16 protein-coding genes are annotated in these 19,260 nt (G+C 51.3%); 9 read left to right on the forward strand and 7 right to left on the reverse strand.

All coding sequences use genetic code 11. From position 1 onward, the window contains the following. Positions 1–136: 136 nt before the first annotated feature. On the forward strand, positions 137–373 hold the full coding sequence (locus tag HWI92_RS23425; protein WP_204659843.1) for a DUF2798 domain-containing protein: 237 nt from the start codon (positions 137–139) through the stop codon (positions 371–373). 28 nt (positions 374–401) lie between these two features. Then, on the forward strand, positions 402–1,652 hold the full coding sequence (gene fabF, locus HWI92_RS23430; RefSeq protein ID WP_204659844.1) for a beta-ketoacyl-ACP synthase II: 1,251 nt from the start codon (positions 402–404) through the stop codon (positions 1,650–1,652). A gap of 63 nt (positions 1,653–1,715) precedes the next feature. On the opposite strand, the gene HWI92_RS23435 is transcribed toward fabF, so the two are convergent. After that, positions 1,716–2,510, reverse strand: a complete 795-nt coding sequence (locus HWI92_RS23435; protein ID WP_204659845.1) for an HAD family hydrolase — start codon at positions 2,508–2,510, stop codon at positions 1,716–1,718. A 167-nt stretch (positions 2,511–2,677) separates the two neighbouring features. Between HWI92_RS23435 and HWI92_RS23440 the strand changes: the two genes are divergently transcribed. Then, positions 2,678–3,580, forward strand: coding sequence for an EamA family transporter (locus tag HWI92_RS23440; protein ID WP_204659846.1), 903 nt, complete (start codon positions 2,678–2,680; stop codon positions 3,578–3,580). On the opposite strand, the gene HWI92_RS23445 is transcribed toward HWI92_RS23440, so the two are convergent. Then, entirely contained in the window at positions 3,574–4,203 is a 630-nt protein-coding gene (locus tag HWI92_RS23445) for a class I SAM-dependent methyltransferase (protein WP_204659847.1), read from the reverse strand. The genes HWI92_RS23440 and HWI92_RS23445 overlap by 7 nt on opposite strands. 12 nt (positions 4,204–4,215) lie before the next feature. Further along, complete coding sequence (locus tag HWI92_RS23450; RefSeq protein WP_204659848.1) at positions 4,216–5,136, reverse strand: UbiA family prenyltransferase; 921 nt, start codon at positions 5,134–5,136, stop codon at positions 4,216–4,218. A gap of 57 nt (positions 5,137–5,193) precedes the next feature. On the opposite strand from HWI92_RS23450, the gene HWI92_RS23455 reads away from it, so the two are divergent. The 4 genes from HWI92_RS23455 (at position 5,194) to HWI92_RS23470 (ending at position 10,622) form a co-directional block, all read left to right on the forward strand. After that, the gene (locus HWI92_RS23455) at positions 5,194–6,744 is read left to right on the forward strand and encodes a M20/M25/M40 family metallo-hydrolase (protein ID WP_204659849.1); all 1,551 of its coding nucleotides are present in this window, start codon (positions 5,194–5,196) and stop codon (positions 6,742–6,744) included. A 60-nt stretch (positions 6,745–6,804) separates the two neighbouring features. Then, positions 6,805–8,208, forward strand: a complete 1,404-nt coding sequence (locus HWI92_RS23460; protein ID WP_204659850.1) for a leucyl aminopeptidase family protein — start codon at positions 6,805–6,807, stop codon at positions 8,206–8,208. 125 nt (positions 8,209–8,333) lie between these two features. Next, on the forward strand, positions 8,334–9,548 hold the full coding sequence (locus HWI92_RS23465) for an ATP-grasp domain-containing protein (protein ID WP_204659851.1): 1,215 nt from the start codon (positions 8,334–8,336) through the stop codon (positions 9,546–9,548). 48 nt (positions 9,549–9,596) lie between these two features. After that, complete coding sequence (locus tag HWI92_RS23470) at positions 9,597–10,622, forward strand: LacI family DNA-binding transcriptional regulator (RefSeq protein WP_204659852.1); 1,026 nt, start codon at positions 9,597–9,599, stop codon at positions 10,620–10,622. 5 nt (positions 10,623–10,627) lie between these two features. On the opposite strand, the gene HWI92_RS23475 is transcribed toward HWI92_RS23470, so the two are convergent. After that, positions 10,628–12,772 carry a glycoside hydrolase family 31 protein gene (locus HWI92_RS23475; RefSeq protein WP_204659853.1) on the reverse strand — a complete coding sequence of 715 codons (2,145 nt, stop codon included), beginning with the start codon at positions 12,770–12,772 and terminating at the stop codon, positions 10,628–10,630. 176 nt (positions 12,773–12,948) lie between these two features. On the opposite strand from HWI92_RS23475, the gene HWI92_RS23480 reads away from it, so the two are divergent. Next, positions 12,949–14,109, forward strand: coding sequence for a methionine aminotransferase (locus tag HWI92_RS23480; RefSeq protein ID WP_204659854.1), 1,161 nt, complete (start codon positions 12,949–12,951; stop codon positions 14,107–14,109). 15 nt (positions 14,110–14,124) lie between these two features. On the opposite strand, the gene HWI92_RS23485 is transcribed toward HWI92_RS23480, so the two are convergent. After that, entirely contained in the window at positions 14,125–15,360 is a 1,236-nt protein-coding gene (locus tag HWI92_RS23485; protein ID WP_204659855.1) for an ABC transporter permease, read from the reverse strand. Between the two features lie 135 nt (positions 15,361–15,495). On the opposite strand from HWI92_RS23485, the gene nadE reads away from it, so the two are divergent. Then, on the forward strand, positions 15,496–17,553 hold the full coding sequence (gene nadE / locus HWI92_RS23490) for an NAD(+) synthase (protein WP_204659856.1): 2,058 nt from the start codon (positions 15,496–15,498) through the stop codon (positions 17,551–17,553). 7 nt (positions 17,554–17,560) lie between these two features. Here nadE and HWI92_RS23495 read toward each other — a convergent pair whose 3' ends face one another. Beyond that, a complete protein-coding gene (locus tag HWI92_RS23495; RefSeq protein ID WP_204659857.1) occupies positions 17,561–18,574 on the reverse strand; it encodes a FecR family protein in 1,014 nt (337 codons plus the stop codon). Beyond that, positions 18,571–19,197, reverse strand: a complete 627-nt coding sequence (locus HWI92_RS23500; protein WP_204659858.1) for an RNA polymerase sigma-70 factor — start codon at positions 19,195–19,197, stop codon at positions 18,571–18,573. The genes HWI92_RS23495 and HWI92_RS23500 overlap by 4 nt, the downstream gene beginning before the upstream one ends. Between the last annotated feature and the right edge of the window lie 63 nt (positions 19,198–19,260).

A 19,260-nucleotide genomic window follows, 5' to 3' on the forward strand; every position in this document is an offset into this window, starting at 1 on the left:
GCATGCAATATTATATACCATTTGGTATATTAATAAATGGTCACGTGATGATCTGAAACAAAAAAAAATCACGGATCCCGGAGCGGGCATCAGGCGGGATTCCGGCCCATATACAACAAGCCCAGACATTCACCGGATGAAACAGAAAATCGCTTTTGCATTGATCATGGGGGTTATTACCACAGGCGTAATTTCCTTTACATTGCTTTTCATAAATATTGGATTTGTTGCCAATTTTGTGGTGATTTGGCTCAAATCTTGGAGCATGGCTTACATCGTTGTAATCCCGCTGATCCTGGTCTTAGGGCCACAGGTGCAAAAGCTGGTCGATGTGGTTTTCAAAGATCCCGCCGCGCAGCGCATTGATACTTAGGAGGCTGTTGTTATAATTTAAAAAATGTATGAAAAGAGTAGTTGTAACTGGCCTGGGAGCCATTACTCCCCTCGGAAATTCCGTTGACGAGTTTTGGGAGAATATAGTGAATGGAAAAAGCGGGGCTGCTACCATTACCAAAATGGACGTTTCCAAGTTCAAGACGCAGTTTGGTTGTGAGGTACGCAATTTCAACCCCGAAGAATATATTGAGAAAAAGGAGCTCAAAAAATATGATCTGCATACCCAGTATGCGATAGCAGCTTCGGACCAGGCAATCAAAGATGCCGGACTTGATTTTCAATCCATTGATGAAACAGACCGCTACGATATGGGCGTGATCTGGGCTACCGGAAATGGTGGAATGGGTACTTTTGAAGATCAGCTGCTTGAATTCCATGCTTCCGACGGTACGCCCCGGTTCAGTCCGTTTTTTATCCCGAAAATGATCGTGGACATTGCGGCGGGTGTTATTTCTATCCGGCACAAGCTGTTTGGACCCAACTATTGTACCGTATCTGCCTGCGCATCTTCCAATACCGCATTGATTTCCGCCTTTGACACCATTCGTATGGGTAAGGCCAAGCTCATGGTAGCCGGCGGGTCCGAGGCGGCGATTATCTATTCTGCGATCGGCGGATTTGGTGCGGCGCAGGCACTGTCCAAAAGGAACAGCGAGCCCGAAACTGCATCCCGCCCGTTTGATCAGGAGCGTGACGGTTTTGTGATCGGCGAGGGTGCAGCAGCACTGATCCTGGAAGACCTTGAGTATGCAAAAGCACGGGGTGCAAAGATTTACGCCGAGATCGTAGGCGGAGGAATGGCAGCTGATGCTTACCACCTTACGGGTACGCCCCCTGATGGTTTCGGAGCATCGCTGGGCATGAAAAAAGCCCTGGCGGAAGCAGGTATCGGACCCGAAAAGATCGACTATGTCAATGCACATGCCACTTCTACGGGGCTGGGCGATATGAGCGAGCTCAATGGGATCAAGAATGTTTTCGGAGCGCATCAGGTAGCGATCAGTGCCACCAAGTCCATGACAGGCCACCTGTTGGGTGCTGCCGGGGCCATCGAGAGCATTGTATGTGTACTGGCCGTTCAAAACGACGTTATTCCTGCTACCATCAATACCAAAAAGCTGGATGAGAAAACACCCGAGGGTCTTAATATCATTTTGGGTAAATCCGTGAAGCAGCCGGTCAATTATGCATTGAACAATACCTTCGGATTCGGCGGACATACGGCCACTTCAATTTTCAAGAAGTACGAAGCGTAAAACAGCTTAAAAAAGCAGAAAGCCCCGGTCATCAGGATCGGGGCTTTCTGCTTTTCAGGACTGTTATTTCAATTGTTTTAAAACTTCCACTACCCCATTTTCATCATTGCTTCCCGCATGGTAGCGGGCTATTTTTCTGATCTCGGGATGTGCATTGGCCATGGCAAATGAATACCGGGCTTTCTGCAGCATTTCCAGGTCGTTGAGGTAGTCACCAAATGCCATCGTCTCGTCCGGACTGATGCCAAACTTTTCCTGAATGACCTCCATAGCACGGCCTTTATTGGCATCTTTGTGTGAAATATCCAGCCAGATCGGCCCTGATACTTTCACCTGGAAATCTTTCTCATAGCTTTTAAAGTGCGGATAACTGTTTCCTTCCGAGCCTTTCAGGTCGCACACGGTGTATTTGAGGAATTCGTCGTCTTCAATGGCCGTCAGGTCAGGGACAATCTCGTACCGTTCAAAATACAGTTTCAGCCGGTCTATAAATCCGGGTTCATCATTTTCCACATAGGCCTTTTTCTTTCCGCAAATCACTGCATAGCATTCAGGGATTTCTCTCGTAATCGCTACAAAGTCCTTGACTACTTCCTGGTCCATTGCCTGGGTATGCAGCTCTTTTCCCTGAAAAACCACATAGCTCCCATTTTCAGCGGCAAAAACCACATCGTTCTTAATGGCATCCAGTGTTTTTTCAAGATTAAAATACTGCCTGCCGCTGGCGGCCACAAACACGATCTGACGGGCTTTAAGGGATTCGAAAACCGGGTAAAAATCCGGCGAAAGCTCATGCTGCGAATTCAGGAGTGTGCCATCCATGTCCGTTGCAATGAGCCTGATATCTGAAAATGTCATATTTAAATCAAACGTTACTATTTAACCAAGCCAAATGCCTTTTTGAAGGTTCCGGCTGGCCAGGTCTTTTTTGAAGGCGACTTATTTTCCCACATCACCCGGCAAAATGCACGAACCCGGCCGCCGGTTTTGCTGTTGGCTGGGTAGCTGCCGTAATATCTGCTCTGATGAAATTGTCGAAATACTATTTTGCCGCACTGGTTTCCTTTGTTATGTGGGGATTTTTCAGTTTGGCTTTGAAGCCCCTGCACATTTACCCATCTCTGGACATTCTTTTCTACCGCGTTTTCTTCTGCGCCGCCATCATGGCGTTTGTAAGTTTTTTCCTGCGGCGGGGCGTGTTGAAGGATAGCATACAGCTTTTTAAAAGTTTGCCCGCCGGCAAAAAGCAGCAGACTGCGCTCCTGATCCTCGGCGGCGGTGTGCTGCTCACCGCCAACTGGTTCTTTTTTATTTACGTGATGAACCACATCAGCATCAAGGCAGCATCGTTTGCTTACCTCGTCTGCCCGATCATGACCACCGTCATTGCCTTTTTTGTATTGGATGAAAAAATGGGAAAGTGGCAGTGGATAGCGGTTTCTATCAGTATAATGAGCTGCCTTCTCTTGTCCTACGACAGCATTGCGGATATCGGGTACAGCCTGATTGTGGCCGTTTCCTATGCATTGTACCTGGTAAGCCAGCGCAAAAATCACGGATTTGACAGGTTTCTGGTCCTTACATTACAGATCATCTTTTCAGCACTCCTGTTACTGCCGTTTTTTCCGGCGTACAGTGGCCCGGTACCTGCTGAGGCTTCATTTTACGGTTATATCCTCGTGATTGCCGTGGTGTTTACCATCATTCCGCTGTACCTCAATCTGTATGCCCTGCAGGGAGTCACCTCTTCTGTCATGGGTATTTTGTTGTATATCAATCCATTGATGAACTTCGGGCTGGCGCTGGTTTATTTTCATGAGCACATCAACAATGTGCAGCTCACAGCTTACAGCCTGATCCTGTTTTCAATCATCGTTTTTAATGAGCGGGTATTGTTCAGAAGAAGGCGAGAAGCGATCGTTCAGTAAGGTTTTGCAAAAGCAGCACTGAAAATAAATACGCTGAATCGCGTGGTACTGTAAACCGGACGGTAATTTCCTTCTTCAAAGCGTAGCTGCATATCAGGCATCCGGCGGGCTTCCACATTGGCTATGAGTCGGAAAAACAGGTACATGCATTGCAGTAAAGGCTGCTGCCAGATACGCGCCCTGCCTTTGGCAATCTGAAAATCGGTGTAAAGCCACAGGCCCCCGGGCCTGAGCATGGCATCCAGGTGCCGGAACACCGCCGAAGCCTGTGCATCTTTGAAGTTGTCAAATAAAAAAGGCGTCATCACAGCATCGTATGCCTGCTGCGCCTGCCAGTTTTCAATCGCTGCATGTACAAATTGTACCCGGTTGCCTCCCGCTTTGCGCCGACGGGCAAGACCAAGCATCCGGGAAGAGCTTTCGACATAGGTAACTTCCAGTCCGGCAGGGTATAATGCCTGCAGGGATTCGAGTACGGCGCCGCTTCCGCCGCCCACGATCAGCAACCTGCAGGGTACTGGCAGGCTGGGCAGCAATGCTTCCTGTGCCTGTTGCTGAGACCGGCCAAAGATCAGTCCGGCAAGCTGGTCGTAAATACCGGCAATACGGTCATAGTTGTTCATTGGTCTGGATTTTCATTGCAGTATGTGTGCAAAAAAGCTGCCTGCAATACCGCAGATCGCCTTGATCAGCAGCAATCCATCAATCACTACCAGGTAATAAAGAATATTCCGGGGCCGCTGCAATGCAAAAGCCACCGCCAGCAGGCATATGAAGGGCACCATGTTGAACAACACCGTAACCGGTCCGATCTGCCGGTAAGCCGCAAAGGTCAGGAATGAAGCCAGCCCTACCAGCAGCAGCGGGATCAGTACATAGAAAATGGTGTTTTTCAGCCCCATTTGTACCACAAATGTTTTCAGCTGAATGTTGGAGTCATCCTCATAGTCCTTGATATCGAACATGATTGCGTTTACTGTACAGAACATCCAGTTTTTGATAAACAGCCAGATCAGGAAAGCCGGCTCCCGGATTTCAATTCCATCGTGCAGCTTTACCATCGCTACCGGAAACAGGTTCACGCAGCCTGCCCACACAAACCCGATCACAAATGCCTTCATCCAGCCTGTATTACGCAGGTTATAGCGACCTATCGCAGAAGGTAAAAGGCCGTAATACAGCAAGGCAGCCAGTGGAACAAGTCCAAGTGCCAGCCAGTACCGTATTGGCAGCGAGCCGATTTTACCAAAATCATAACATAAAAAGATACCCGCAAGCACCAGGAATGCAACCCAAAGGACTGCCCGGCTGTACCTGACGAAGCTGTGGTGCGTGCGGTACCATTCCGTACGCGGATTGTCGGTAACCTGGTTGCCGGCCGGGACCCAGTAAGCGTGGGTATAGTACAAAACCGTAGCCACAAACACCAGCAGATAGTACCAGAATGGGTTAAGAGGCAAGCCGAGCTGAAATGCAGTTTCGAGCGACAAGGCTACGGCAAGACCTCCGACGAAGTAATTGGCGAAAAAAATGAACCCAACAATGCTGCGGATCATTTGGGAGCTTTTTATATCTTGGAAAACAGATTAAATCTTCAATTAAAGTCAAAGTACATGAAAAAATTTTCCCGGATTGCCATTCTTCTGCTCTTGCTCGGTACGCAGCTGACATTCGGCCAGGTAAAGGACCCTGTGGTAGACAATATTGTAAAAGAGGCAACCGACAATTCCCAGCTTGAAAAACTCGCACACGAACTGCTCGACGTAATCGGGCCGCGACTGGTAGGCACTCCCCAGATGCAGCAGGCCCATGACTGGGCGGTTGGGAAATACAAAGATTGGGGCATTGCCGCGCGCAATGAAAAATGGGGTGAATGGAGAGGATGGGAGCGGGGCGTCTCGCACATCGATATGGTTGCGCCGCGCGTCAAATCGCTCGAAGGTATGCAGCTGGCCTGGAATCCGGGTACTGGCAGCAAGCCCGTCGTAGCCGACGTGATGATTCTGCCCGATGTGGCCGATTCCGTCGCTTTCGGCCAGTGGCTGCCTTCCTGCAAGGGCAAGTTTGTGCTGATCAGCATGCCGCAGCCTACCGGCCGGCCTGACTACAACTGGCAGGAATTTGGAACGAAAGAGTCTTTTGAAAAAATGAAAAAAGAGCGCGATGCCCAAACCGACGCCTGGGCGCAGCGCCTGAAAAAAACCGGCTACAATGGACGTACCCTGCCCGCAGCACTGGAAAAAGCAGGCGCAGCAGGTGTCGTCATGTCGTACTGGTCAAAAGGGTTTGGGGCAAACAAGATTTTCGGGGCCTATACCAGGAAAATACCGACTGTTGATATTTCCCTGGAAGATTATGGCTTGCTGTACCGGCTGGCGGAATCGGGGCATACACCCCGTATCAGCGCCAGGGCCGAGTCAAAGGAGTCGGGTGTTGTGCCAACCTTTAATACCATCGGAGAAATTAAAGGAAGCACGAAGCCTGATGAATATGTCGTCCTTTCAGCCCACTTTGATTCCTGGGACGGCGGTACCGGCGCTACCGACAATGGTACCGGTACCCTCGTGATGATGGAGGCCATGCGCATTCTGAAAAAGGTTTACCCTAATCCTAAACGGACGATCCTGGTAGGCCACTGGGGCAGCGAGGAGCAGGGACTGAATGGTTCGCGGGCCTTTGTGGAAGACCATCCCGAAATCGTGCAGAACATCCAGGCGCTTTTCAACCAGGACAATGGTACCGGGCGCGTGGTAAATCTCTCCGGGCAGGGTTTTCTGAATGCGTATGATTACCTCGGACGCTGGCTGACGAAAGTACCTGAGGAGATCAGGACCCCGATCGAAACCAGATTTCCGGGAGCGCCGGGCGGCGGCGGGTCGGATTTCGCCTCGTTTGTGGCGGCAGGAGCACCGGCCTTTTCACTCAGCTCGCTCAATTGGTCGTATGGTACTTACACCTGGCATACCAACCGGGATACCTATGACAAAATCGTGTTTGACGACGTGCGGAGTAATGCAATCCTGGCGGCGATCCTGGCTTATCAGGCCAGTGAAGACCCTGTGAAAACGTCCCGCGAAAAGAGCATTTTGCCTTTGAACACCAAAGGAGAGCCTACTGCCTGGCCCGAACAAAGAAAGGCAACTCGGCGCGGCGGACTGGATTGAAGTCATTATACGGAGAGCAGAAGCAACTCGCTTTTGCTCTTTTTTATTCAAAACATAACTATGAAAATCCTGCAAATACAGCAGTCTGATGACGACAAGCTGATCATCAAACCTTACGAGCAGGGCGCTGAGCCTGCCAACCAGGAAATGTTCCGGGCAGAAAAGGATGAGCTATGGTGGTATGCTTCGAAAGAACTGTGGGTGGGTCTGGGCAAAGAACCAAAGCTCCCGGCGGTTACAAAGGTGTTCCGGTCATTGTTTTTCAAAAGAAAAGACCGCTGGGCACAGGAAATTATACTGGATGCCAGGGGACACTCCGCAGAATGGATTTCCAATGCAGTAAACGGTATCCTGCTTGGCGGGTACAACATTCAGCTTTATAAAACAGAGCCCAAAGCATTCAGCCCGTTTTTCGGCGGGGAGGGCGTGCTGTATGTTTTGACGGAACAAGCCTCTCCCGAAACAAATCGCGCGATTGTGCAGGCACAGTCAGTTGCGGAGGTGCAGATGCGTATCATGGACCTGATGAATGCGCCGTCCAACTACAAAAATCCCGGAACGCTGGCAGCCTGGGCCGAACAATCGGGCAGCACGTACGGGTATGATGTGCAGATCTTTGACCAGCAGGCATTGGAAAACCAGGGAATGCACGCCCTGCTGGCCGTAGGCAGGGGAAGTGAAGTTCCGCCGCTGATGATCGTGGCAGATTACCAGCCGCCGCATTATACCAGAACGGTAGCACTGGTCGGGAAAGGTGTCACCTTCGATACCGGCGGCATTTCGATCAAGCCCTCGGCTAATATGCACCTGATGAAAAGTGACATGGGCGGTGCCGGGGCAGTACTGGGTACCATTGAGCTGGCAGCCCGCCTGCAGATGCCGGTGCGCATTATTGCCGTCGTGCCCGCTACCGAAAATGCCGTGGATGCCCGTTCCATCAAGCCGGGCGATGTCATTGGTTCATACGCCGGCAAAACGATTGAGGTGATTGACACCGATGCGGAGGGCCGCCTCATTCTCGCCGACGGCCTCAGCTATGCAGTCCGTAACTACCAGCCCGACGTGCTGATTGATCTTGCGACGCTCACCGGCAGTGTGATCCAGACGCTCGGCTATGAGGCTGCGGGGCTGTTTACACCCAGTGACACCCTCGCCCGGGAGCTTACATCCGCCGGGGACCATACGGGTGAGCGGCTGTGGCGCCTGCCCGTTTGGGACGAGTACAAAGAGGAGATTGCCTCCGACATTGCAGATCTGAAAAATTACCACGGCAAGCCGATGGCCGGCGCCATAGTAGCCGCCAAATTCCTGGAAGTGTTTACCGACGCGCATCCGCAATGGGCGCATTTGGATATTGCCGGTACCGCATTTGGTGATACGGCCTTTGCACCGGGACGTGCGGGTACAGCCTACGGGATACGCCTGCTGCATGCCTATCTGGCGGCACTTGCAGGCAATGTATAAGTGAAAAGGTTGTTTTAAGGTCAAAATTAAAAGGTACTTCCTTTGAGGATTGGTTCTTTTTGCTAGATTTGAGAAAGCGCGCCTCTCCCGCCCGGCTGCGTTATTTTTCACTAAAAAACCGGCTTATGTCGCAAACGCTTACGTTCCTCTGCATTTCAACTTATTTCAAAGGAAACGATTTCCTGAAAGCCTGCAAGGAGGCCGGGAACACCGTATACCTGCTCACAGCCAAGAAGCTGGAAAGCAAGCCATGGACGCGCGAAGCAGTAGATGAGTTTTTTTACATTGAAGAAGGACCCGACAAAGCGTATAACATGCAGGACATCATCAATGGACTGGCGTATGTGATGCGCACCCGGCCCATTCACCGGGTGGTGGCCATGGATGATTTTGATGTCGAGAAGGCAGCGCATATCAGGGAGTATTTCAGGATACCCGGTATGGGACAAACAACAGCCCGCTACTTTCGCGACAAGCTCGCTATGCGTACCAAGGCGGCCGAGTCGGGGATACTGGTGCCTGGTTTTTCGTCCCTCTTCAATGACGACGATATCAATCGTTTTATAGAAAAATATCCTGGCCCGTGGATGATCAAGCCACGTTCAGAAGCTTCGGCTACGGGCATCAGAAAAATGCATTCGGCGGAAGAGCTATGGCAAACAATCCATGAACTGGGCGACCGGCGCCATGCCTACCTGGTAGAGCAGTACAAGCCGGGTGACGTGTACCATGTCGATTCCATTTCGTATAACGGAAGGGTGATTTTCCTTTGGAACAGCAAATACCTGGCCCCGCCTTTTGATGTAGCCCATGAAGGCGGAATTTTCCGGTCAGTCACGGTACCCTTTGATTCTGCGGAAGAACATGCGCTCGAAACGCTGGCCGTGGACCTGCTGAAAGCCTTTGGATTAAAACACAGTGCGTCCCATACCGAGGTGATCCGCTGCCATGATGATGGTAAATATTATTTTCTTGAAACATCTTCCCGCGTAGGCGGCGCCAATCTTTCGGAAATGGTTGAGGCGTCCTCTGGAATAAACCTCTGGAAAGAATGGGCACGAATGGAAAGTGCCGAGGTACGGGGTGAAAACTACAAGCTGCCGCCTGTCAGGAAAGATTATGCGGGCATTATTATATCGCTTACCCGGCAGGAGTGGCCTGACCTGTCTGTTTTTAATGATCCTGAAATTGTATGGACCATGCACGAGCCGCACCACGTGGGGCTGGTGGTACGTTCTGCTTCGCGCGAGCGGGTGCTGGAGCTGCTGGATCAGTATGCAGACATTATCCGCCGCGAGTACCACGCCTCAGCACCCGTACCCGAGCGGCCTGCACATTAGGATCTCCGGCCGGCGGAAACAAGTACAGCTTCCAAAACGCATCTGACATTGGAAACGATCACGATCAAGGATATTGCCAAGGCACTCCACCTGTCGACCTCGACGGTATCGCGCGCATTGCGCAACAGCTACGAGATTAATCCGGAAACGAAAAGGCTGGTTACGGAGTATGCTCAAAAGATGCAGTACCGGCCCAATCCCATTGCATTGAGCCTCCGCGAAAGCAGAAGCAAATCCATCGGGGTGATCATACCCGAGATTGCCAACAACTTTTTTTCGCAGCTGATCAATGGTATCGAGTCCGTAGCATATGACCTGGGTTATTATGTAGTCATTTTTCAAAGTCACGAATCGTATGAACGGGAGGTAGCGCATACCAACTTCCTGGTTTCCCGCAAGGTGGACGGCCTGCTGATTTCTCTTTCAAGCCTGACGACCAATCTGCTGCATTTCCAGGAGCTGATGACCAAGGGGCTGCCGATTGTATTTATGGACCGGGTACCCAATGAAATCGCGACCCACAAAGTGGTAGCCGATAATTTTGAGGGGAGCTATGGTGCCACACAGCATTTGATCCGTGCAGGTCGCCGGCGCATTGCGCACCTTACCAGCCCCATTTACCTTTCCATTACCACCGAGCGGCTTGCAGGTTACCGCAAGGCGCTGGAAGATCACGGGATTGCTTTTGACGAAAAATATGTACGCTACTTTGCGCACGGCGGAAAGGACGAGGGTGAAAACAGGGACGGCATACGCGCATTGATGCAATTGCCGGAACCGCCTGACGCGATCTTTTCAGCTTCTGACCGGCTTTCGACAGGCTGCCTTGCCGTATTGCAAAACGAGAAAGTGAAAGTGCCGGAGCAGGTAGCGCTGGTCGGTTTTACAAATTCCGGCGTAGCCGATCTCTTTAACCCACCCCTGACCACAGTCGTACAACCTGCTATGGAAATGGGACAGCAGGCGATGAATCTGCTGATCCGCCTCATTGAGCATCCTCAGGCACAAAATAATTTTGAAACAATGGCATTCAAAACGTCCCTGAACGTCCGCGAATCATCCGCAGGGGCATAGCAAGTTTAAGGAGCCATGTGCCGCCATGTTACCGACCCGACGGTGTTGATCTTATTCTTTTCGGGCTTTGTGATAGCACCCTTCCATTCACCGCCAGCTTGCTTTTCCATGGTAAGCTTTCGCCAGGAATATGCACCTTTTTCATAGTCGAAGGTTTCACCGTCATCGTCGTACAGCTGGTAGCTGCCGTTTTTGTCCCCGTAATGCCTGATTTCAAGATCCACCTTTTCACCTTTGGCAGGTGCATGCAGCCTGACGGGCATCATCGGGATCATGCCCCCGTCTTTTACAAATACCGGAATCCTGTCCATACCGGGCGTAATGGTGATCACCTCGCCATCTCCCGCCAGCTTGCCGGTGTAAAAGTCATACCATTTTCCCTTGGGTAAAATCACTTTCCGGCTTGTTTGTCCGGTAAATAAAGGTGCTACCAGCAGGTACTCGCCTGCCATGTACTGGTCTTTCACTTCCTGGGTGACGGCTTCTTCGTACGGGTTTTCCTGCAGACTTGCCTGTACTTTCTCTTTTTTGATTCCTTGTGAAAACCCATCTTCCAGGCTCATGCCGCGGAAAGGCGGGATACCCTGGTAGTGATACCTCGCAAACTCAGAGTACCAGTAAGGCATCATCTGCATACGCAGCTCGGCCACAGCCTTGATCTGAGGCGCTACTTCCGGGAAAGTCCATGGCTGCATGCTGCTCGACCATGCATTGATCATCGCCATGGGCGAAAAACAGACGGTCTGAAAACGCCGCAGCCATTCCTCGGCTGTCTTGGATGCTCTTACTTCGGGTGTCCAGAGTACACCGGCATACCCGCTGTTGATCAGGGCGGTGATGAAATCCTGGTGGCTGTAATTATCATTATAAATCACGTACGGAAAGGAAGCCCCGCCCGCATTCGACGCCCTGACCAGTCCGTAGGTACGCGCATTGTTTTTCCTGAACATGTCGTAGCTGTACCGCTGTACCAGCAGGCCGTAGGTCTGGCGGATCTGTTCGGAACTGTGCCCGGACGGAAAGGTGGCCACATCAGGCCACAGGTAGGAATCGTACCCATCCACTTCGTCGATCTTGTATCCGCTTACGCCGATTTTTACATGTGCTTTTTCAAATTGCCCGAAAAGAATATTGGCAGCCTCCGGTATGCTCAGGTCGGGCACGGCACCGTTCCACACGGTATGCGTGCCGGTTAGCGGGAGTATTTGTTTGTAAATGGGCGCGTCGGGGGCAGGATAAGGATTAGTCCATAAGTTCACTTTTACCCTTGTGCTGTCCATACTTTTGATAAAGCCCGCCGGATCAGGAAACCGCGTCTTGTCCCACTCAAACGTACAGGGATAGGATTTGCTCTGCCAGCCGGGTTCCAGTCCGATAAAGTCCAGTGGAAAACCTTTTTCTTCAAACAGCCTGGCTTCGTTCCTGACCTGCCCGGCATTGTACAGCCGGTGCACGCGCTGCGTAAAGCCGAGTCCCCATCGCGGAGGAAGGCAGCCGCCTCCGCTCAGCAGGTTGAAGCGCTGCACAGCCTGCATGGGCTTTGGTCCGGCAAACAAATAAATTTCGGCACCCTGAGCAGGGATGAGCATTTCGACGGCATCGGAGTAGGGGTGAGCGTTCCAGATATCATCGGTATTGCGGTCCTGTACCGGAGGTGGATTTTTGCTGTCTCTCCGCACATGCGAGCCGGCGTACACATCGATGTACTTAGCCACATTCACAAACACTCCGTAGCCCCTGGACGAGATATAAAACGGTACCGGTGCATGTGTGCGCCCGTTATCAGACGTGCCGTAATGGTCCATGTGCAGCTGCATGATGCGCCCGCGCTGGTGTACGGTCTGAAAGTTGAGTCCGAAGCCAAAGAGCTGTTCTTCCTCCACAAGCGGGAAGCGGAGGTAGGTTTTTCCGTTATTCAGCTGAAAAGAAATCTCCGCGGCATCGAGCGGAAAATCTTCCTTGGGCAGCTTCTGCAGGGCTGGTGATGCCGTAGTACCTGCGGCCTGCAGCAGGTTGTAAGTGTCAGGTGTTCCGGCAATGCCTTTCCAGACGCCCGGCGCAATTTCCTGCCATTGAATGGACTGGGCGGAACAGCAGAAGGAAATTATGCAAAGCAGGACAAGCGGGAGAATCCTCATTTTGGTTTTCATATCAAAAAAAGACTAAATAGCAGGCATTGAGGATATAAGCAGTTTATTTTTGATTTTACCTGCAAAGCATAAAAAATCCGGCAAGGGGCATGTGGTGGCTCTTTGGCCGCAGCTCAGCGGGTATTTGCTATATTTAGGCGCAGCCACCGCATTGATCATTCCATACTTTTATCCCAATGGCCGTTTTAACAGGAATACGCTCCAAACTTCCGGATGTAGGTACCACCATTTTTACAAGCATGTCGAGGCTGGCTGAGGAGCATGGAGCCATTAACCTGGCGCAGGGCTTTCCGGAATTTGACTGTACCCCGGAGCTGCAGGGCCTGCTAGAAAAATACATGCGGATGGGCAGAAACCAGTATGCGCCGATGGCGGGCGTGATGGTTTTGCGTGAAGCCATCGCAGAGAAAAACCTGGCAGCAGGAAACCGCGACTATCATCCCGAAACTGAGATTACCATCACCAGCGGCGCTACGGAGGCGCTTTATGCTGCGGTGAGCACGATTGTCCGTCCGGGTGACGAGGTGATCCTGTTTGAGCCGGCATATGACAGCTACGCTCCGGCGATTGTCACCAATGGAGGCGTGCCGGTGTACATTACATTACCGCCTCAATACGAGTACGTTGACTGGCAGCAGGTAGAAGCAGCCATCACCAGCCGAACAAAAGCAATTATGATCAATACACCCCATAATCCAACGGGAAAAGTATGGGATCGCGCCGATCTTGAACAACTTGGTACACTGGCTGAAAAGCATAATCTGCTGGTGATCAGCGACGAGGTGTATGAGCATATCATTTTTGACGGCCGCAGGCACGTAAGTGCGTCGGCTATCGCCTCCCTGGCGGAGCGAACTTTTGTTTGCGGGTCCTTTGGCAAAACGTTTCATATCACAGGCTGGAAGCAGGGCTACTGCCTGGCACCTGCGGAGCTTACCGCGGAGTTCAGGAAAATACACCAGTTTATCGTGTTCAGCGTGTTCACGCCGGTGCAGTTTGCATTGGCCGAGTACCTGAAAGAACCCGCGCACTACCAGGCACTATCGGCTTTTTACGAGCGTAAGCGGGATCTTTTTTACAATGCGATCGAGCTCATCGGCTTCGTAATGAAGCCTTCGGAAGGAAGCTTTTTTCAGAATGTATGCTATGAAAACTTGTCGGATGAGGATGATGTAGTACTGGCTCAGCGGCTTACCAGCGAGTCGGGTGTGGCCTCCATTCCGGTATCAGCCTTTTACAAACAGCCGACTCACTACCGGACATTGCGTTTCTGTTTTGCAAAACACGATGAAACCCTGCTGAAAGCAGCTGAAAGGCTCGGGAAAGTAAGGTGGTAAAAACGCAGCAACAGATTATTTTTTGAAAAGCAATGCTTTTACCGGTTGTATCCTGGTGATAATGAAAGTCGGAATCAGCAGGATACAGCCCGAAATGAGGACTGTGATTACATTTACCATGATGAAGATCGGCCAGTCGAACACAATGGGTACCGTGCTCATATAATAGTTGACAGGATCGAGCGGTACCAGGCTGAAATGGTATTGCAGCCAGCACAGGGAGAGCCCTGCAAGGTTGCCGATGATCATCCCTTTACGCACCATATACAATCCTACCCTTAGAAAAACGAGGCGGATCTGTCCGTTCGGACTGCCCAGTGTTTTGAGAAGACCAATCAGCGGGGTACGTTCCATGATCATCACCAGCAGGATGGAAATCATGTTGAAGCAGGCAACAAACAGGATCAATGTCAGGAAAATGGCCGTATTGCGGTCAAGCAGCAGCAGCCAGTCGAATATCTGCGGAAAAAGGCTGGTTACTTTCTGCAGATATGCCCCGGTGGGCAGCGCGCGCCGGAGCCGGGCTGCCACATTGTCAAGCTGGTCAAAATCAGTAAGGTAAATTTCGTACGTACCGATCGAATCCTTGCCCCATCCATTCAGCCTTTGCACCAGACCGATATCACCAATGATCAGGTGATTGTCGAATTCCTCCATTTGCGAATTATAAATACCCGCAATCGTCAGCTTGCGCGGCCTCGGCGGATTTTGCAGGGAGTACATGATCACATCGTCGCCCGTTTTCAGGCGCAGCTGGGCCGCAATTTTTTCACTGATGATGATTTCAGACGAATATCCATACCGCAGGAAAGACGAATCCTTCCAGGTCAGCATCTTTCCGTCGACCATGGTTTTGGCAAATGTGGGCCAGTCGTAATCTTTTCCCACACCTTTCAGTACCACACCTTTGATCTCTTCCGGGGTTTTCAGGATCCCCGATTTATGCGCCACAACCTGCCAGCGGCGGATGCCGGGAATGCGCGGCAGTGCCTGCACCACCGGGTTGCCGGGCGGCAGGGGACCTTCTTCGTAGGTATTGCCGGTAGCAAATGAGGCTACATTGATATGCGCGCTGAACAGGAAGATCTTTTCGCGGATGGTTTGCTTAAACCCGAGCAGTACGGCAAAGGAGATGATCCCGACCGTAATTCCGATTGCAATGCTGGCTACGCCTATACCCGACACGGTGGCCGAAAAAGAGCCTGCCTCGTTATTGCGGATGCGTTTGGCGATGAAAGAGGGAAATTGCAAGCGAAATCAGTTCAAAATTTGTTATGTTGGCAAAAATAGGAAAATCTTTCGCCAGCGAGCGGTGCGTTTTTTATAAAGTTGGCACTATATTTTTTGTGCTCACTCACTCTGCAATTACCATTTTCCAAACCATTTATGCCGTTAATCAAAGCAGCCTCCGGAGTAGTGAACCAGACACCCATGGCGTGGGAGTCTAATACAAGGAACATCATTCATGCCATAGAAGAAGCCCGCCGGCAACAGGTAAGCCTGCTTTGCCTTCCCGAGCTCTGCATTTCGGGTTATGGTTGTGAAGATTATTTTTTTGCTCCCGATCTGGCATCGAAAGCACTGGATGCATTGATCACGATCGTGCAGGAAACGGCGGGTATGGTGGTGGCGGTAGGCTTGCCGCTGCGGCATAACAACAGCATTTATAATGCCGCATGCCTCATCGCGAACAAGCAGATACTCGGTTTTTACTGCAAGCAAAATCTGGCCAACAACGGAATTCACTATGAAGCGCGGTGGTTCAGGCCGTGGCAGCCCGGAGTCGTGGAAAGTATCGAGGTGAATGAAATGATCTATCCGGTCGGCGACGTGATTTTTGACCTCGTGACCGGACCTATCCTCGGTGGCTCAAACGGCGTGAAAGTGGCCTTTGAAATCTGTGAGGATGCCTGGGTATCCAACCGGCCGGGCCGCCGGCACTTTGAGCGGGGCGTGGATATAATCCTGAACCCAAGTGCAAGCCACTTTGCATTCAACAAGTTTATGACGCGGGAAAAGCTGGTAGTGGATGCTTCCCGCACTTTCGCATGCAGCTACATTTACACCAACCTGCTGGGCAACGAAGCCGGCCGGGCTATTTACGATGGTGATGCCATGATTGCTTCCAATGGTGACCTACTGGTATCAAGCCCGAGGTTCAGTTATGAGGACTTTCTGGTAACCACGGCGGTGATTGATACGGAATATACCCGGCTTTCGCAGGTACAAAGCAAAATTACCATTCCTCCCAAAGAGAAGACCTGGCGGGTCGCAGGGCGTTTTGATTTTCCTGAGATCGAACCTGTACTGCCGCAGGTACCCGACATTGAGCCATTTGAAAAAGGAGGTGCACTGAAAGAGGAAGAATTCGCGAGGGCGGTGTGCCTTGCATTATTTGATTACCTGAGAAAAAGCCGCTCCAATGGTTTCACGATTTCACTCTCGGGAGGCGCAGACAGCTGTGCCTGTACGGCATTGTGCGGACTGATGATCCGCCTGGCCGACGAAAGTATCGGACTCGACAGGGTGAAGGAAAAGCTGGGCTACATTCAGCATATACAGTCCGTGCAGGACGAGCTGGAACTAGCCAGACATTTGATTCATAACATTTACCAGGGTACCGAAAACAGTTCAACGGATACGCTCGAATCGGCCCAGACGCTGGCTGAATCGATTGGTTCTACATTTTATAATATCAATATAAATGGTTTGGTAGAGACTTACCGGGGACTGATCGAGGCACAGATTGACCGTAAACTTTCCTGGGATACGGATGATATTTCGTTGCAGAACATACAGGCGAGGGTGCGTGCGCCGGGGGTGTGGCTGCTGACCAACATTGCCAACCACCTGCTGCTGGCCACATCCAACCGCTCCGAAGCGGCAGTAGGGTACGCGACCATGGACGGCGATACGGCTGGAAGCATTAGTCCGCTGGCAGGCATCGACAAGCATTACCTGCGGTCGTGGCTGCGCTGGCTCGAAACCGTAGGCTGCGAGGTGAAGGGCAAGCATATCCGCATTGAAGGACTTAAAAAGGTAAACAGCCTGCAACCTACCGCCGAGCTAAGACCGCTTGCTCAGACGCAGACGGACGAGACGGACCTGATGCCTTACGAGTTCCTGAATGATACCGAAAAGCTCGCAATCAGGGATAAAAAATCGCCGCTTGAGTGCTACCGCAACCTGGTGGTGCGATACAAAGGCATTTACACGCAGGAGCAGATTGTGGGCTGGGTTGAGCGGTTTTTTAAACTATGGAGCCGCAATCAATGGAAAAGAGAGCGTTATGCACCCTCTTTCCACCTGGACGATCTGAACCTGGATCCGCGTACGTGGTGCCGTTTTCCAATTCTTTCCGGTGGTTTTGAAAAAGAGCTGCAGGAACTCAGGGCTTATGCCGAAGGCAGTCCGTATCAAACCAGAAAGCGGATCGGATTTTGACTGGCACCTACTGGCATCCGCTCCCGTCGAGCCAGTAGGTACTGCCTTCTTTCCTGACTTGCAGGCCAAGCGTTTCTGCAATCACCGACAGGGTTGCATCCAGCGTTTCTTTTTCAAAACGGATGGTAAGCCTGCATTGGGCGGTTGATGCATTGGCAAGCTGTATGTCGGTATGGTATCCCTCTTTGAGGATGGCAATGGCATCGGCCAGGCTCGTGGATTCAAATTCGAATACCTGCGTACGGTAGCCCAGTATATTGGCATCCGCATTGAGGCTCCGGATTGTTCCGGCGGTTACTTCGGCGCCCTGTCCTTTTACCAGGTCCATCATCCTGTGGTCTTTACTGACCCTTACCTTGCCTGTGCTCACATCCACCCGCACCGGTTTTTCACGGTATGCTTTCACGTTGAATGAAGTACCCAGCACTTTTACCTCGGTACCGCCCGCACTGATCACAAATGGATGTTCATGGTCGGGTTTTACCTCAAAGAAAGCCTCACCTTCGAGGGATACTGCCCTGATATCCCCTTCAAAGTGTTCCGGGTAGGTGATGGAAGAGTTGTAGTTCAGGAACACGCGGGTACCATCGGGTAGTGTCCGCTCCACGGTGTTGCTGGTGGTAGCAAAGGATAGTTTTTCAGGTTCACCTTTTTGTTCGAATGTAAACCATGCAAAAGCAAGTACTGCCAGGCTGATGACAGCCGCAGCTGCATAGCTGGTCCACGCGAAAGCGCGTGTTTGTTTGCGGGTATCAGCCTGCGCAGGTTCCATGCGGGTGTCGGATACTGCGCCCATTTTGCCCTTTACCTTTGCCCAGGCAAGGTCGGTATCAACCCGAAACCGGTTGGTGGCCAGGCTGGCGGTAGTTTCCCAAAGTTGGCGGTAATGATCGAGCTCGCGTGCATTGGCAGGCGAAAGATCGCGCCATCTTTCAACGGAGTTAATTTCTTCGCCGGAGGCAGTCTGGGCAAAGTAGCGCGCTAACAGGTCCTCCGAAAGGTGTTCATGAGATGCGTTCATGGCTTCAATCCGGTTAACTGTTCTACTACAAAATACATAAAAACAAGCAGTGAGGGAAGGTAATCGGCCAGCTCGGTACGCAGCAGCTTCAATGCCTTGCCAATCTGGTTTTCGACCGTTTTAACAGAAATTTCGAGCCTGGCTGCAATTTCCTGGTATTTAAGTTCTTCAAACCGGCTGAGCCGGAATACTTTACGGCATTGCTCGGGCAGGTTGCCCACTGCTCTCTCAATGCGTTCTTCGAGCTCACTGGCATGAATTGCTTCTGTAACAGACTCGTAGGATTGCGGGACAAAGTGGAGTGTATGCTCGCGGTGTGCCTCGCGTACCGCGTGATGTTTGAAGCGGTTGAGGCAATGATTATGAACAGCCCGGTAGAGGTAGGATTTCAGCGAAAGCGTAATTTCCAGGTCTTCCCGTTTCTCCCAAATGGTCAGAAAAACATGCTGCACTACTTCTTCCGACTCATCTTCATCTTTAAGCAGCGTACAGGCATAGTGGCAAAGTCTGGGATAGAACTTGCGGAAGGTTTGTTCAAAAGCGGGTTCATCGCCGCGCCTGATGGCACTGACTATATCGGGATCGGAAGTATACACCGGTCTGGCTTTTTGATTTTTGGTCAAAAATATACAATCTGAATCGATTGTGACTTCCGGATATGCGTATGCGGTTGCTGCCACGGAGCT

The sequence above is a fragment of the Dyadobacter sandarakinus genome, assembly GCF_016894445.1.
Classification (GTDB): Bacteria; Bacteroidota; Bacteroidia; order Cytophagales; family Spirosomataceae; genus Dyadobacter; species Dyadobacter sandarakinus.

Bases quoted from the DNA above. Each gene is read 5' to 3' on its own strand.
- HWI92_RS23440 (WP_204659846.1), top strand. From the start codon at position 2,678: ATGAAATTGTCGAAATACTATTTTGCCGCACTGGTTTCCTTTGTTATG.
- HWI92_RS23445 (WP_204659847.1), bottom strand. From the start codon at position 4,203: ATGAACAACTATGACCGTATTGCCGGTATTTACGACCAGCTTGCCGGA.
- nadE (WP_204659856.1), top strand. From the start codon at position 15,496: ATGCCGTTAATCAAAGCAGCCTCCGGAGTAGTGAACCAGACACCCATG.
- HWI92_RS23450 (WP_204659848.1), bottom strand. From the start codon at position 5,136: ATGATCCGCAGCATTGTTGGGTTCATTTTTTTCGCCAATTACTTCGTC.
- HWI92_RS23455 (WP_204659849.1), top strand. From the start codon at position 5,194: ATGAAAAAATTTTCCCGGATTGCCATTCTTCTGCTCTTGCTCGGTACG.
- fabF (WP_204659844.1), top strand. From the start codon at position 402: ATGAAAAGAGTAGTTGTAACTGGCCTGGGAGCCATTACTCCCCTCGGA.
- HWI92_RS23460 (WP_204659850.1), top strand. From the start codon at position 6,805: ATGAAAATCCTGCAAATACAGCAGTCTGATGACGACAAGCTGATCATC.
- HWI92_RS23495 (WP_204659857.1), bottom strand. From the start codon at position 18,574: ATGAACGCATCTCATGAACACCTTTCGGAGGACCTGTTAGCGCGCTAC.
- HWI92_RS23435 (WP_204659845.1), bottom strand. From the start codon at position 2,510: ATGACATTTTCAGATATCAGGCTCATTGCAACGGACATGGATGGCACA.
- HWI92_RS23425 (WP_204659843.1), top strand. From the start codon at position 137: ATGAAACAGAAAATCGCTTTTGCATTGATCATGGGGGTTATTACCACA.
- HWI92_RS23480 (WP_204659854.1), top strand. From the start codon at position 12,949: ATGGCCGTTTTAACAGGAATACGCTCCAAACTTCCGGATGTAGGTACC.
- HWI92_RS23475 (WP_204659853.1), bottom strand. From the start codon at position 12,772: ATGAAAACCAAAATGAGGATTCTCCCGCTTGTCCTGCTTTGCATAATT.
- HWI92_RS23465 (WP_204659851.1), top strand. From the start codon at position 8,334: ATGTCGCAAACGCTTACGTTCCTCTGCATTTCAACTTATTTCAAAGGA.